Origin of the sequence: Maribacter algae (assembly GCF_047345745.1) — a bacterium.
Classification (GTDB): domain Bacteria; phylum Bacteroidota; class Bacteroidia; order Flavobacteriales; family Flavobacteriaceae; genus Maribacter.
In genome coordinates this window covers 1,559,224-1,573,384 of record NZ_JBLFES010000001.1, presented here as the reverse complement: position 1 = coordinate 1,573,384, position 14,161 = coordinate 1,559,224, and the positions used below count along the sequence as shown (strand labels likewise).

Below are 14,161 nucleotides of genomic sequence, written 5' to 3'. Positions count from 1 at the left end.
TTATGAAAATAGCAACATTCAATATCCAAAACCTGTTCCATAGAGACCGAAGTTTTTTAGAAAAGCCCTACAGTAAATGTGTTTATGATTGGATAGCCGAGATGGATAACCTGATCAGAAAGAAAAACTACAACCCTACCGATAGCAACCGGATGCGGGAACTTTCCTTTCTACTCGGCTTCGATAAATCGTATCAGCTACCCTATGCCGTTATGCGCCGAAGAGCAGGATTTTTATTTCTAAAAGGAATGGACTATTCCAAAGAACTGCAAGCCTCCGAGCTTACCGATTGGAACGGTTGGATCGCATTACAAACGGTTCCCATACACGCAATCGCTATAAAGAACAAAGCACGGGTAATTGCAGAAGTAAACCCGGATATTTTACTGGTACAGGAAATAGAGGATAAGGCCTCGCTTTCAGAATTCAACACGGAGCTACTCCCCGAATTTAATTGCAAACCTTTTGAACAGTTGTTTGTGATCCAGGGAAACAACCAAGGCGGTCACGAAACGGGGATACTTACCAAAAACGGATACCAAATCCTTTCCGTAAAAAGCCATCAATACGACACGGATGATTCGGGCAACCCTTTATTTCAAAATGATTTTTTGGAATATGAAATACAGACTCCTTCCAAAACCACCATTTGGTTATTGGCCGTTCACTTGCAACCCCAAGAGAAGGATAAAGAACATTCGGACAATCTGCGAAAAAAACAAGCGCAACGGGTTGCGGAAGTCTATCAAAAACTTCGTTCTGAGGGTAGAACCCAAATTGCCGTTCTTGGAACTTTGAACTCGGTATCCTATTGTCATTCCCTGGCACCATTACTTCAGGAAACCGATTTAAAAGACATTCCAAAACATGAACGTTTTAATGTTGATTTTGACAAGGGTGTTGATGCGGATTACTTTCGATTGGGGGCCTATCGCTTGGGGGTAAATATCAAGCAAAAGGACTATCTACTGTTGTCTCCCCAACTTTTCAAGAACGTCAAGCAAGGTGGGCTGAACCGAAAAGCGATTTGGCCTAATAAAAAGCCGGTGTGGTCTATTTACCCTAATATCTCTAAGAAGGAGCATGAAGCAAGCGAACATCCCGCAGTTTGGGCAAGTTTTAAAATTTAGCCTTTGGGACATTTCCACTCTTTACTCTTGGTGTGTTCTGTAAAGAGTTTACTTGATTTATTTTTAAGAGAACTTGGCTATGTCTTTACATGGGAGGCTTTTTGGACTTAGTATTTATGAATAACCGAGAATGTTCAATTCAGTTGGTGAGTAGAAAATTACAGGATTAATCTTTTCACTATTGTAGACTACTTGGTATGCAATCATTTCTTCCTTAAACAAGGCTAAGAGTTTTTCAAAATCAAAAATTATCTGTGGGATATTTACCTTTAATAAAACTAGCGAAGTAATATCTTGTTCATAATCTTCAATTAATACATCTTTAATATCTTCTCTGAAAGCTTCTTCTAGTTTGCTTTTAGTTACATAACATCTTGTCATACTATGATGTTTGTTTGTCAATTCAAGTACAATTAGCTCTCTATCACCATAAGAGAAAGCCTTTTCTGAGATATGTTCGTAATATTCGAAAAAAATATAGTCTATAATTATTTTATAAATATCGAAATTTGTGAAAGGTAAATTACGTGTTCCGTCCCAAATTCTTACACAACTGTTCTCTATTCTTTTAGCCAAGTCCTTAAACGATTTAGTATTCCCATTTAAGTCTATCACAAATTTTAAATTTTGATTCCTTTTTACATCTTTATCTAGATCATTAAAAGACAACATCGAGGTATCTGAAAATTCTTGATAAGAATTAGAGTCAATGGGTAGTTTTAAATTTATTACGCTTTCGCTTTCTAAAGTCTTCCAGTTTTCTAGAAAAGCATAACTCCATTTTGAAAAATGCTCAGATTCCCAACTTTTATGTTCTTTCTTGTTTCTAAGAAAATTATCGATTTTTAAATCAGGCATTGTAAAACCTGGCATTTTCATTTCATCAGCGAACTTTCTAAATCTTTTTTGGCCAATTAATCTTTCTTCTCTATTGAAATAGTAATCCAAGTGAATTTCTAATTCACTTTTGTTTTCTGGATATATTAGGTTTTTAGTTATTCCTTTATAGGGTTTTTCATAAGGGAATATAATTCTATCAAAATTATAATAGGATTCAATATTTGAGTAAGGGGTAAACAAAAAAAGTCCTTCTTGGGATTGAAGGCGCCATAGATTGTGAACGTCAATTTTACTTATATAAGGTGCTATGACCTTATCATTTAAATAAATTGATTGAGTGTGTTTTATGAAATCGGCAAAGTCAGTTTCATTAAGACAAATAATAACACTTTCCTTTCCAATCTCATTAGAGTTAGAATTCGTGGCAAAGTATGCTGATACTCTATAATTAGTTGTGAAATCAATATAATTAGTTGGCAAACCATAGTGTTGGGCAACAGCAAAAAACCAATCTATATTTGACTGATACTTTAATAAATTCTCTGATGTTTCAAAAAAACTGTACAGTCGTTTTAACTTTTCAATTCCTTCTTCGAATTCGTTTTGATTTAGCCTTGCTGATGAAGGTGTTACATTCCAGTTCTGAGCTTGACCCCTAAAAAGGTTATACTTTCCAGAATCACTAAATTTTTTAGCAAGATTCATTGCTTCCTCTAGGTTATTCACTCTATGCATTTCACTCATTTATTGAATTATATACATTTTTTTGAAGTTAACCTCTCATCCGAGCATACAATTCAATTAGCTCCTTCTCATTATCGATGTCCTCACCCATTAATTTCATTTTGTCAAGCATTACCTGATTATTATCAAAATTAATTACATACTCCAGAAACTCATCTCTAATATTCATACATATTAGATGAACAATTCCAGCAAATAAGTTCTTTTCAGATATTTTGTTTGGAATCTTAAAATTAAGCTCTTCTATTTCATCCGAAAAAAATGATTTGTTTTTAAAACGAAAACTGTGTGCTACCATATGATTTCTAAAACGTGAAATATCCTTCCATTTCCTTATTCGTTTTAATCCAGGCAAATTTTTCTCTTTTACATTTAAGATTCTTCGACTATCAACGGCACTTAAATGACCAGGATTGAAGTATTTATCATACTCTTCAATAAAAGAAGAAAACATAATAATAGAATAATTAGAAAGCAATGCATGTGAAGAAATCTCCAAATTCATACTTTTATCAAAGAAATTTTTCAATTCTATTTTCTGCAATATTTGATAGTTGTTTCCGATCTCGTTTAGAGTTTCAACAATTAGGTAGATTTGTGTCTGTAAATGGAATAATGTCTTAATAACGTTTTTTAGCTCGCACATTTTTCGCCTTCTTTTTATCAAGTTCAATTATTTCATTCGTAGTAAATAAATTGAAATATTGACTGTCTAGGTTAGCAAATATATGAGCTTCGAAGCAATTGAATTTTGAGGGGCAAACATCGCTATCTATATTATTCAAAAACATTTTATTCTCTTTTATAATATCTATTGTTAACCCCGAGAATATTGGGAATATGTAAATATTTTCTTTATCACTCTCTTCTAGGCTATCAGTTTTGTTATTAAACTTATCGGATATTCGCTTGCAAACAAGACTTTGTAAACCTTTAGGGTTTTCATACTTTGATGAATCGAAGTTTATAGTTACCACATCGAACAGTATAGGATTGCCATCTTTTTTGATGAATTCGAAATCTATACTTTTCCCGTTGGTTATTTTTTTCTCATATGTAGAGAACTTACAATCGTAGTCCAGTAGAGTTAGACAGGCAGAAATTTCACCCAATGCATGAAGAAACCCATTTTGTCTGAAATCATAGATTACAGCTATCAAAAAGTTTTTGAAAGCTCTGGAGTTTGGGTTTACTTCATTGAACTTGCCTAATAGGTAGTTCATGTATTCAAATTCATTTCTTATAACGGAAGATTTATTTTCCTTATGTTCCCTTACAAGAAGAAAAAATGAAACCAAAAAATTCCCATTCATTTTAGCTACTTCTTTTCCATTTGTAAAATCTAAAGATTTATCAATAAAGGATTCAATTTCGGTTTCGGATAGGTAAATAAGTAGATTGGGAACATAAGTTTTTAAAATACTTAGAGTGTTTTGTTTAATTAGTTTGATATTCATTCTGCAACTCTAATAACTATTGGGAAAAATCATTTATTCTATCAACTCTTTAAAATGTTCATAAATCATAATCATAGCCAATGTATCTAACTCACAATATTTCAATAAGGACTTAGTCAGTTCATCAATTTCATCTGGAGCCATATCTGTGTATTGAAGTTTACTGTATGCTATCAAAGCGGCACCACCGTCGGCAATATCCTCTATATCTGATAGTGTATTTTCTATCTGATCTTCACTCCATCCTTCAAAAACAGAGGGCAGTATTTTGTAGGGGTCTTTAACGACTCCATTTTCAAGCATTAGCCAAATATGGTCATCAGAAAAATTCTTGCTAGTAACATTTATTTGATTGATTGGTTTTGAGTATTTTTTTCTTAGAAATTTACTTTTACTTAAAGCAGCAGGTAAAACTGCTTTCAAAGAATTGGAACCTTTGGTCAGCGGATTGTAATAATATCGTTTTTCAATGGCCCATAAGTCAACCATATCTCGTTTCCCTTTCCATTTCGCAACACTTTCTTTTTTTGAGTGAGAAATGGATTGAATAAAACCAATTAAGGCATCCTTATCAATTTCATTAGAGTTCACTAGTTGAATGTAAATAGCATTTAAAATTGTATTCTCATGGTGTGAATACCTAAAGATAGTACCATTATCATTCTCCAAAGCAATTTTTAAGGCTCTTAAAAAATCAAAATTTGGAAAGGCACCAGCCTCATTATTAATATATTCATTAGCGTGAATTATTTCCCCATTTTTCTGATAAATATGATGTGAAAACTGAAAAGCAATCTGTTCATATGGTTTTAAGCCTTTATTAAAGGGCAACGCAGCGGTACTCGTTTCAAAATCAATAAAATGTAACGGAAAATTAAATTTTTCTATTTCTTCTCTCAGCCCATCTCTATCCACATATATGGAAGTGTCATTATTTTGTTCCTTTTCAATCTGTAACCATTGCCTATTTGAAGTCGTTAATCTTTCTGTATCTTCCTTTAACCCTATATTCTCTTCTGTAAGTTCACTTTTAAAATATATCCCATCTTCAAATAACTTACTACCTTTTCTAAAATCATAAATATCAAAAATATTAGGTTTAATAAAGTCTCCATCTAACCAATTATGTTGCTTTTTAAAACATTCTTTAAAACCTGATTTTAGACTGCGTTGACCTTCTAAATCAGTACTCTTGAATTCACAATTTTTACAAGACTTGAAAGAGGTTGGCCAATTTGCATATTTATCTTTTTCATAGAGGGTTTTAAATAATAGAATCGCATCTTGAAAAGGTAAGTTCGGATAATACATGAACTTGTTTGATTCAATATCACTTATAATACCAGTAATTTCCTTTCTTCCTAGTACAGAATCACCAGTTTGCTCAATTGACTGTACTTTCTTTATAATTCCCGTACGATTGTTTTCCTTTTTTGTAATTCTAAATAATTGATTCAAACCATCAATACTAGTTTTCTTTGATTTATCAGCCATCATGAGATAAGACCTAATATCCCAAGACGGAAAGGATTTTTGAATTACGTGCTTTTGAAATGCCACATCAAATAAATATGGTTTCCAACTGGCCACCAAGCCACCTTTTTTTCCCAATAGAAGATATTCGTCTTCAGGTCTAAATGATTTGGATTTCACCTCTATGAGCTCAATATGATTATCTTTTTTTATTAGAATATCCGTCCTAACAAATAGACCATCAATTAGAAAAGCTGCTTCATATATAATGATGTTTTCCTGTTTTAAAAGTTCTTTTGTTTGGTCCGATACAAGTTTATATTCCCATGGATTGCCTTCAATTAATACTCCATTTGGATAATGCATTCTTGCAAGTTCTTCGACTTGAAACCCTCCTTGAGCTAAAGCTTCCAGAAATGGGTTTTCCTTCTTGATATTTGAATAGTCTAGTTTACCTGTATAGTAAAGCTTATTCGGGCATTCCAAACCTAATTTAAATCTAGACTTTGTTAAATATCTACTCATTAGTATTAAAAAAAGCTAGCCCCAGAAAAAGCTAACTTTGTATTTGTCTTTTTACGGACATATTAGAACGCTTGTGTGTGGCAACCGAAGCTGCATTATTTATCTGGTGCGTCCTTAAATTAAGAATAAGGTTCTAGTGAACTCTTGGCATTCAGCTCTTCGACTAAATTAAAATTATCCCATTTCGTAAACCAATACTTTTGTCGGTTTATAAACGTGATAAAACTTTCATGCTCTGGTTTGAGCACTCCAAAACAAGTTAGCAATTCTTTTTTAAACTTATTGTTATTCTCATTTAAATAAGGACATGCCAATAAATCGAACAATAGTAGCACTAATTCAGAGTTTTTTGACCTAAAAGATTTCTTTGTTCTACCAATTTTTTTTCTAATTGCATTTTTCAAAACGACCTTCAGCCCTTTGTATCTTTTTATGTCTTTAAAATAAAACAGTAAAACAATTATTACAAAGTAGTTTATTTCATTATCGAATTTATACCGTTTTGGTTTATAACTTGTATCGTCTGCATTTTTCAATTCTAGAAGGTTCAAATATTTTACCAATTGTTCTTCGGGTAATCTATAATTTTTTCCTAATTCCTTTAAAACCACTAATAAATATAAAGTCTCAATTTGAACATGCTCTTTTAGTTTATTACGTTCAAGAGTTAAAATTATCTCATCCGATATTTTTTTAAATATTATCTCTTGATTAATTTGTTGAAACTGGTTGTATAGGGCATATTTTTTACCATGAGCGTCATTAAGTTTAAGTCTTTTCTTAAAAGATTTGATTATCAATGACAGAATGGCAACTAATTTAATAGTAGAATTAACCCTTGGAGATACTCCATAAAGGAAAAATACAAAATCTAGCATCTCAGTTGTATACTTGGTAAAGTTATATTCCTGCTTTACAAGTTTCTTCTCTTCTTCTTTTGTCAAAAAACCAGCAAGCTGGTTTTTGAGCTTTCTTTTTTTATAGTCTTCATACTTCTTTATGTTTCTTGTCAAAATGGTTTTGATGATTGCTAAGGTGTAGTTCATTACGTCCTTGTAGGATACCTTTGATACCACAATAATGGTTTTAAATTCCGTTATTAGCTTATTGGAATTACATCTAATGTCAACATCACTTACCTTTATTTTATTTTCTGTGCTACCCTTTTTCGTACCATCCTCATCTTTTTCTTTATTTGTTTTCTCCTTTTTTGCTTTAAATTTTATTTTCTCTCTTAATAGGTTAACGATTTTATTTTTTGCAATAGTAATTTCCGTTATGAGTGGTTTTTCATAAGGAATGGTTTTAGAATCATTCAAGGTCATTTTATATTCCTTTAAAGCTATCTTATAGTTTTCCAGAACCGCATCCTTTGTTGTATCATCGTTAAAAAAAAGGAAAAAATCGTCTACATATCGGTATATTTCATAGTGTACTTTGTGAAATATTTTATTATTTCCGAGTTTGATTTCCACAGATTTGTCAATCCCTTGCAGTATTATCTCCGCAAATATTCTTGAAAACTCAGGGCCAATTATTATTCCATTTGTTTCTCCATAATTTGTATCTCGCATGAATTCATCAAATTTTCCAGCGAATGTTTGCCCCTCCTTATCTAAATTATTTTTAATAAAGTCTTTTCCCAATAGAGACCAAGAAATAGAATGGGTATAGATACTATCAAAACATTTGGCCAAGTCAAACTTCAACATCTTATCATATTTTTTTTCAGCTCTATGATAAATGTAGTCCTCATAAAACTTATAGATGTTTGAATATTTTTCATACGTAAAAAAAGTCTTTAGACTTTTGTATTCTTTATCATTTTGTTCAATTAAATCACTTTCTTCACCTTTTTTCTTTTTGTAGGTTCTATCATTTGTATAAACAAATTTGGCAATGGTCTCAGGTCTTCTAATTGAAAATGGACTTTGCTTTGAATAATAAATAATTAGTTCCTTAAAGCTCTCGTAAAGCGCCACCAGTTCTACTTGACTTTTTGGATGAGGTAACCCCAATACTCTAAAATCATTTTTCTTGTGTGTTATTCTGTAATAAAAAGGTATTTTTCTTGACTCCTTGACAGTCAATTTCTTTCTATTAGTATCGGCTTCGCCATGCACATCAAAGAGTATTGTCACTACCTGCTGTATGGTTTCTTCATCTTTGCAATTCACCCAAGAAAATTCTTTTTGAATAGGGCAATACTTTATTTTATATTTTACTAAAAACCTATAAAAATGTCTATTTGAAAAGATAATAGGTGTTTCATAGGGTAGAACATCGCTTAATAAAGCCCTTTCAATTGCATATTTAATAGGTTTTTTTGTTTTTCCTTTTCTCATGTTATTTCCAAATTGAAATTACTCGTTCAAAATTGTTAACAAGCTTTCTCGATTCTTTTAATTTTGTTGGTCTTAAATCTGCGATATTTTTTCTTTTTGAATTGACATTGAAGAAATATCGGTTTTTAAAACCGTTCTCGAAACTATATTCCTCTAGTTTCCTGTTCAGCTTTGGAAAATGAGACGTAGGTAACTTTTCACCAACTAGTCTTTTTAACTCAGAATCTAAAAATTTCAAGTCTTTACAATCAACTTCAATTAAACTATTTGAATAGTAAATACCAACTAACCCTTTCTTCGGTCTATGTAGTCTGGTGTTTTTAGTTAAGTAATTGAATCTGTGAATTAGTAACTTTGAAGCCTCATTGTAACCAAACGTACGTTGTTCTAAAAATGCATTCAGGCTTTTTTCAATTCTCGAAACGTATTTATCAATCTTTCTTGAGGACATGGAAGTGTTGAGATATTGTAGGTCTTTTAGATTAAAAACATATCCTAGAAACTCAATGTTTATTTCCTTCCTGTCATTCTCTAAATCATAAGTAAAGGATTTAGAATTGTTCATTTCCAAGCCACTCTCTACTATCACTTTTTGTACTTGTGTCTTATAGTCTGCTTTGGCCAGTTTCCAATTGGGCCGAAAAACAACAACAATATCGTCAACGTATCTGCTATAATATATTACATCGTCCATTCTTCGAATCTTGTCATCTACCTCACGCATATATAATTCGGCTAGGTAAGCACTAATTCCGGCACCTCTAGGAATCCCTTTCCTATCCTCTTCTGCTGTACCTAATTGACCAGTTAACTGGTTATAACTAAACAATAAACTCTTGATGAGGGCTTTAGACTTAGGACTTAAAAGTTGGTTATTAAAAATTTTCTCTAAAAGACGAGATTGTGAAACACTCTCATAAAAACTCTTGATATCGGTTCTTAAAACAATTTTTGAAATGTTGTCTTTTAGTAGCGATTGAACTTGCTTAGAAATAAGATATCGATTACCTTGTTTTACCCCGAAAGTCCTATTAACATTATATTGCAATTGTTTCATTGCAAAAAATGAAGGTGCGTCTTTAGTTAAGGGATATATGTATTTACCGCTTGGTTTGTGTAGTGTCTTTGAAATACTGAATTTAAAATCTTTAGAATTTACTGTACCTGAATATTCTTGAAGAGTCAGTTCTAATTCATTTTTTTTTTGATTTTCTAGCTTCTTTTTTTCATCGTACAAATCCTTTAATTTATCATCTTCCCTTGGAACTTCTCTACCACCTTTATAGAGTTTGATGATTGCACGTTGTTTTTTTAATTCACCCGAAAGCCTATGAAATTCATCAGAATAGAACTTAGATTCAAAATTTCCCTTACGATTTTCTATTTCAAATATCTTTGTAAAGTTTTTTAAAGAAAAAGATTGGTTAAGCATAATGATTTTTCAATATTTATAAAAATAGGAAAAATCTGTATCTATTAACAGATCAAAACCTTCTAAAAACTCTTTAAAAATTCCATTTCATATGCAAGTCCTCCCTTCAAACATAGGTCAATTGATACAACTTCTATTACCCTTTGAAGAGATAATAATTAAACTCTTTACATTAGGCCGTATAGAGGTAGTTTCAAAGTTGCAGATTAACTCCCAATAACATACTTCAAAAAAGAAGAACTCCTTACAAAATCCGCTTTCTGTAAAGAGTCGCTGTTTGTTTAAATTACCTTCTCCCTCATTTTATTAATTCAAATAACATCAAAATCTCTTTCTCGGGGCCGGAGTCAATGACGATGATTTTCTTTTCCAATTGTCTGATGATGAAAGCCGTAAACAGGTAAAAATCGTCCAAAAGTACCTTCTCAAATAAACTGTTGACCAACTCATTTGTAATTTCTTGTTTACACAATTTTTAAAGAATTCATACATCCTTTGATAATCTTCTAAAGGTTTAGTTCCCTTCTACGTTAAAATTTGAAGATTTCTCCACCTCCGAATCATTCCTAAATAGCTTTCGTAAAAGTTCATTCATCAACTGCCCTCATCAGGCACAAAAAACGAACAGTCATGAAAAACAAGCGATTGGGAGCACTCTTGCTCCTGTTGGCTACCCTGCCGACCTATGCCCAAATCGGAGGTATTGAAGATTCCGTAAACGATGTCTCGGATACCATACGTACTATTTTCCCAATCATTTTAGGAGTCATCTTTCTCATCGGCTTCCTATTTAATGCAGGCCACTTCTTCGGCGAGAACGCAGACCTTAAAAAAGGGATAACCCGTGTTCTGGTTTTTGTACTCATCGCCGGAGCGATCGTTGGCATCTTTACCTATCTCATAAGCATCGTAGTGTAATGAAGCGGTTCGAGGTCTATAAGAACATCAGGAAGCGGGCGATGATATTCGGACTTCCGGTATCATTGTTCGCCCTGATGATGGTTGCAATAGTGGCATCGCTATTAGTCATCATCTTTTCGTTTGGTCTGGGTATCATACTAGGTGCCTTTATATTGAACGGCTGTCTATATATCGTACTTATCCGATTGTCCAAAAATCCGCAACCCGTTCAGCTTTCCAATCCCTTTCCCAAAATCATCACTAATAAAAAGGCGACGCTATTCGACTATGAGGAAGATTAATCTGGCATCGAACCATCCCATCGCGGACATTCGCAAGAACGTATTCTTTGCCAACAATGGCAACGTGGTGCTTTGCTACAAGGCCGACTTGCCGGAAATCTATTCCCTTTCGGAGAAGGATTTCGAGGACTTGCACGGTGCCTGGTTCCAGGCCATCAAATCTCTTCCTGTCGGTACGGTCGTTCACAAACAGGATATCTACCTGAAAAAATCATATACCTCCGAACAACTTCCCAACGATACTTTTTTGGCGAAGGCCACATCCGAACACTTCAGGGGAAGGGAGTATATGGAACATCAGTGCTATCTGTTCTTTATCCTGACCAAGAACAAGGCACTTAACAATCCCAAATATGTCAATCCGTTTAAAAAAGTTGTCAAGTCCGTTCCCAAAGAACTGGACGATAACCTGAACCGGTTCATAGGTGCCATAAACGATTCTGTTTCCTTCGTAAATAATAGCCGCAAGATTGCACTTACCTCGTTGGTTTCCGATGAAATCTTGGGGCTTACCCATTTATACTTCAATGGATTCAATGAAGGGTACGATACCGATATCCTATTGGACAAAGCAAATATCAACATCGGCGAGAACCATTTTGATGTTCTGGCCGTCAACAGTGAATCGTGCTTTAGCGAAAACGTCCTCAGCAGCAAGACCAACGAACGTTTTACCTCGGACGATTTCGTATTCCATCAGGGGTTTATCGACGGTATCGGCCTGACCTTGAACGAAAACCATATCGTCAACCAGATCCTGTATCTGGACGATAAGCAAAAATGGCGCAAACTGCTGGACAAAAAGGTCGAGGAACTGAAAAAGAGTTCCAATTTCGGTTCGCAGAACAAGGTGGTCCTTGGAAAAATCCAGCATATTCTCGATAAAATCAATGCCGATGACAATGCCCGTGTCATACGTGGACAACTCAACATCATCTACTGCCATAAGGAACCTCATAAATTGGAGGCCATTGCTTCCCAAATCAAGGCGGAGTTCAAGGAATTGGATATTACCCCTTACTATCCGAGAGGCGAAGAACGCAAGAACTATTTCCTGAACAGCTATTGCGCCTTCTCGTCCAACTTCTCCAACGAAGACCTATATGTGACCGATTTAAAGCATGCACTGTGCCTGCTCATCAACAACACCAGCTACAAATCCGACGAAACGGGCATCGTCTTCAATGACCGGGAATACAACGTACCCGTTCTGAAAGATGTCTGGGACGAGCAAAAGAAACGCATCAAGGCAAGAAACTTTGCCATTTTCGCACCTACGGGCGAAGGCAAATCTTTCTTGGCCAACAATATCCTGCGGCAATATTTCGAGAGCGGTGTCCGCTTGGTCATCATCGACCTTGGGGGATCCTACACCAAGTTCGCCAAACTCTATCCCGAACAATACACGGTACTACGCTATGAAAGTGGGCAGAATCTGGGCATCAACCCGTTCTTTATCAGCGATAAAAAAGACCTGACACCGGAACGGCTGGAAGACCTATCGGTTTTCCTTTTTGAACTGTTCGCTTCCGACCTGAACGTGACCAAGGCACAATCGGTCTCCGTCAAGAAAATCCTTCGTTACTATTACAAACAGTCCGCGATCGGTCATTCGCTCAGCAGCTTTTATGACTTTATAGAGGAACATAGGGAAACGCTCCTCAAGACCCTTAAGATTCATCCCGACTATTTCAACATTACCAACTTCCTGCACATCATGTCGGAATATGTTGGCGATGGCCTGTACAGCTTCCTTTTTGAAGTAAGCGAAGACCAGACCTATAAAATCGAGGACAAGCGCCTTATCGTTTTTGAACTCGATGAAGTAAAAGACAACAAGGAAATCCTTTCCGTGATGTTGAAGCTGATAAAGTCCGCCATACAACGAACGATTTGGAAGAATAGGGCCGAAAAAGGCATTATTCTCTTCGATGAGTTCGCCAAACAGTTGAAGTTCGACAATGTACTGGAAAGCGTGGAATTCTACTATCAGGCCATCCGGAAACAGAACGGGGCCATCGGTATCATCCTGCAATCTATCAATCAGCTTCCCGACAATTCAACTTCGGCCAGTATCCTTGAAAACACCCAGGTCGTTTACAGCCTGAACAACGAAAAGGGCTATGATGAAATCGTCAAACGGCTCAACCTTTCAAGCCACGACCTGAACCAGTTAAAATCCATCAAAAACAATCTGACCGGAGAAAGAAAGTACACTGAGATGTTCATCAAGATCGGCAAGGAGAGTAACATCTTCCGGCTTGAAGTTCCCAAAGAAGTATATGCAGCCTATTTGACGGACGGAAAAGAAAATGAGGAGATAATGGCCCTGTATCATAAAACCAACTCTATGGAGGAGGCTATCAAAACATTTATCAAGCGGTCATAGACCGCATTTAACATTAACAATTAAAACCCAAAAAAATGAAACGCAAAATCAAAACATCGGTAATTCTAATGGTACTAACTATAATCTTTTTATTGCCTGGCCGTGCTACGGCCCAGGGAATGCCTGTTTATGACAACATAAACTTTATCTCATTTGCCAAGCAGCTCGTTGAGGCCGGTAAACAGACCTCCAATATCATCAAGACCATGAAGTTCCTGAAGGAACAAAAGGAAAATATCGATAAGGTCAGCGGAGCCATTCAACAGCTCAACGCGGTAAAGGAACTGGTTCGAAATAATGAACGTCTTTACAAAGTTGTACAAGAAGATCTACGCGATATTTTAAACTCCCCATACATTAGACCTTACGAGGTCAGTCGGGTATCGGAATCATTCAATGCCATCATTGAAAATTCAATGGAAGATCTAGACTTTATCAAGCAAATATTGTCAAGCGATCTACTAAAAATGACCGATGCAGAACGTGCGGCCATCCTGAAGGAAAAAGAAACTAAATCAAAGGAAATGGTCGCCGAGATTACTAAAAAAACAGAACGCTATCGAGACATTGTTTCTTTCAGAAAGATGCAGGATAAAATCAACAATAGAAAAACAAACTATTAAA

The 14,161-nt window shown here is 34.8% G+C and carries 12 protein-coding genes; 5 read left to right on the top strand and 7 right to left on the bottom strand.

What is annotated here, in order from left to right; translation table 11 throughout:
- The first annotated feature begins 2 nt into the window (after nt 1-2).
- Complete coding sequence (locus ACKWBX_RS06950) at nt 3-1,130, top strand: hypothetical protein (RefSeq protein WP_413967920.1); 1,128 nt, start codon at nt 3-5, stop codon at nt 1,128-1,130.
- Nucleotides 1,131-1,244: 114 nt separating this feature from the next.
- Here the strand turns inward: ACKWBX_RS06950 and ACKWBX_RS06945 are convergent, their stop codons facing one another.
- From ACKWBX_RS06945 to ACKWBX_RS06915, 7 genes are all read right to left on the bottom strand, one after another.
- A complete protein-coding gene (locus ACKWBX_RS06945) occupies nt 1,245-2,714 on the bottom strand; it encodes an FRG domain-containing protein (protein ID WP_413967919.1) in 1,470 nt (489 codons plus the stop codon).
- Between the two features lie 28 nt (nt 2,715-2,742).
- Nucleotides 2,743-3,258: a hypothetical protein gene (locus ACKWBX_RS06940; protein ID WP_413967918.1), complete on the bottom strand. Its 516-nt coding sequence runs from the start codon at nt 3,256-3,258 to the stop codon at nt 2,743-2,745.
- Between the two features lie 76 nt (nt 3,259-3,334).
- Nucleotides 3,335-4,171, bottom strand: coding sequence for a hypothetical protein (locus tag ACKWBX_RS06935; RefSeq protein WP_413967917.1), 837 nt, complete (start codon nt 4,169-4,171; stop codon nt 3,335-3,337).
- Nucleotides 4,172-4,204: 33 nt separating this feature from the next.
- The gene (locus tag ACKWBX_RS06930; protein ID WP_413967916.1) at nt 4,205-6,169 is read right to left on the bottom strand and encodes a DUF2779 domain-containing protein; all 1,965 of its coding nucleotides are present in this window, start codon (nt 6,167-6,169) and stop codon (nt 4,205-4,207) included.
- A gap of 119 nt (nt 6,170-6,288) precedes the next feature.
- On the bottom strand, nt 6,289-8,514 hold the full coding sequence (drt3b, locus tag ACKWBX_RS06925) for an antiviral reverse transcriptase Drt3b (protein WP_413967915.1): 2,226 nt from the start codon (nt 8,512-8,514) through the stop codon (nt 6,289-6,291).
- A gap of 1 nt (nt 8,515) precedes the next feature.
- A complete protein-coding gene (gene drt3a, locus ACKWBX_RS06920) occupies nt 8,516-9,946 on the bottom strand; it encodes an antiviral reverse transcriptase Drt3a (protein WP_413967914.1) in 1,431 nt (476 codons plus the stop codon).
- A gap of 298 nt (nt 9,947-10,244) precedes the next feature.
- Complete coding sequence (locus tag ACKWBX_RS06915) at nt 10,245-10,418, bottom strand: hypothetical protein (RefSeq protein ID WP_413967913.1); 174 nt, start codon at nt 10,416-10,418, stop codon at nt 10,245-10,247.
- Nucleotides 10,419-10,576: 158 nt separating this feature from the next.
- Between ACKWBX_RS06915 and ACKWBX_RS06910 the strand changes: the two genes are divergently transcribed.
- Genes ACKWBX_RS06910 through ACKWBX_RS06895 form a run of 4 tightly spaced genes read left to right on the top strand, consistent with a single transcriptional unit; the run spans nt 10,577 to nt 14,160 of the window.
- Nucleotides 10,577-10,864, top strand: a complete 288-nt coding sequence (locus tag ACKWBX_RS06910; RefSeq protein ID WP_413967912.1) for a hypothetical protein — start codon at nt 10,577-10,579, stop codon at nt 10,862-10,864.
- Nucleotides 10,864-11,148, top strand: coding sequence for a hypothetical protein (locus ACKWBX_RS06905; protein ID WP_413967911.1), 285 nt, complete (start codon nt 10,864-10,866; stop codon nt 11,146-11,148). The genes ACKWBX_RS06910 and ACKWBX_RS06905 overlap by 1 nt, the downstream gene beginning before the upstream one ends.
- The gene (locus ACKWBX_RS06900) at nt 11,135-13,537 is read left to right on the top strand and encodes a TraG family conjugative transposon ATPase (protein ID WP_413967910.1); all 2,403 of its coding nucleotides are present in this window, start codon (nt 11,135-11,137) and stop codon (nt 13,535-13,537) included. The genes ACKWBX_RS06905 and ACKWBX_RS06900 overlap by 14 nt, the downstream gene beginning before the upstream one ends.
- Nucleotides 13,538-13,572: 35 nt before the next feature.
- Nucleotides 13,573-14,160 carry a conjugal transfer protein gene (locus ACKWBX_RS06895; RefSeq protein ID WP_413967909.1) on the top strand — a complete coding sequence of 196 codons (588 nt, stop codon included), beginning with the start codon at nt 13,573-13,575 and terminating at the stop codon, nt 14,158-14,160.
- The last annotated feature ends 1 nt before the right edge of the window (nt 14,161 follow it).

What these genes read in the sequence shown, in the direction of transcription:
- drt3b (WP_413967915.1), bottom strand. Translation starts at nt 8,514, where the DNA reads ATGAGAAAAGGAAAAACAAAAAAACCTATTAAATATGCAATTGAAAGG.
- ACKWBX_RS06895 (WP_413967909.1), top strand. Translation starts at nt 13,573, where the DNA reads ATGAAACGCAAAATCAAAACATCGGTAATTCTAATGGTACTAACTATA.
- ACKWBX_RS06910 (WP_413967912.1), top strand. Translation starts at nt 10,577, where the DNA reads ATGAAAAACAAGCGATTGGGAGCACTCTTGCTCCTGTTGGCTACCCTG.
- ACKWBX_RS06945 (WP_413967919.1), bottom strand. Translation starts at nt 2,714, where the DNA reads ATGAGTGAAATGCATAGAGTGAATAACCTAGAGGAAGCAATGAATCTT.
- ACKWBX_RS06935 (WP_413967917.1), bottom strand. Translation starts at nt 4,171, where the DNA reads ATGAATATCAAACTAATTAAACAAAACACTCTAAGTATTTTAAAAACT.
- ACKWBX_RS06930 (WP_413967916.1), bottom strand. Translation starts at nt 6,169, where the DNA reads ATGAGTAGATATTTAACAAAGTCTAGATTTAAATTAGGTTTGGAATGC.
- ACKWBX_RS06950 (WP_413967920.1), top strand. Translation starts at nt 3, where the DNA reads ATGAAAATAGCAACATTCAATATCCAAAACCTGTTCCATAGAGACCGA.
- drt3a (WP_413967914.1), bottom strand. Translation starts at nt 9,946, where the DNA reads ATGCTTAACCAATCTTTTTCTTTAAAAAACTTTACAAAGATATTTGAA.
- ACKWBX_RS06905 (WP_413967911.1), top strand. Translation starts at nt 10,864, where the DNA reads ATGAAGCGGTTCGAGGTCTATAAGAACATCAGGAAGCGGGCGATGATA.
- ACKWBX_RS06900 (WP_413967910.1), top strand. Translation starts at nt 11,135, where the DNA reads ATGAGGAAGATTAATCTGGCATCGAACCATCCCATCGCGGACATTCGC.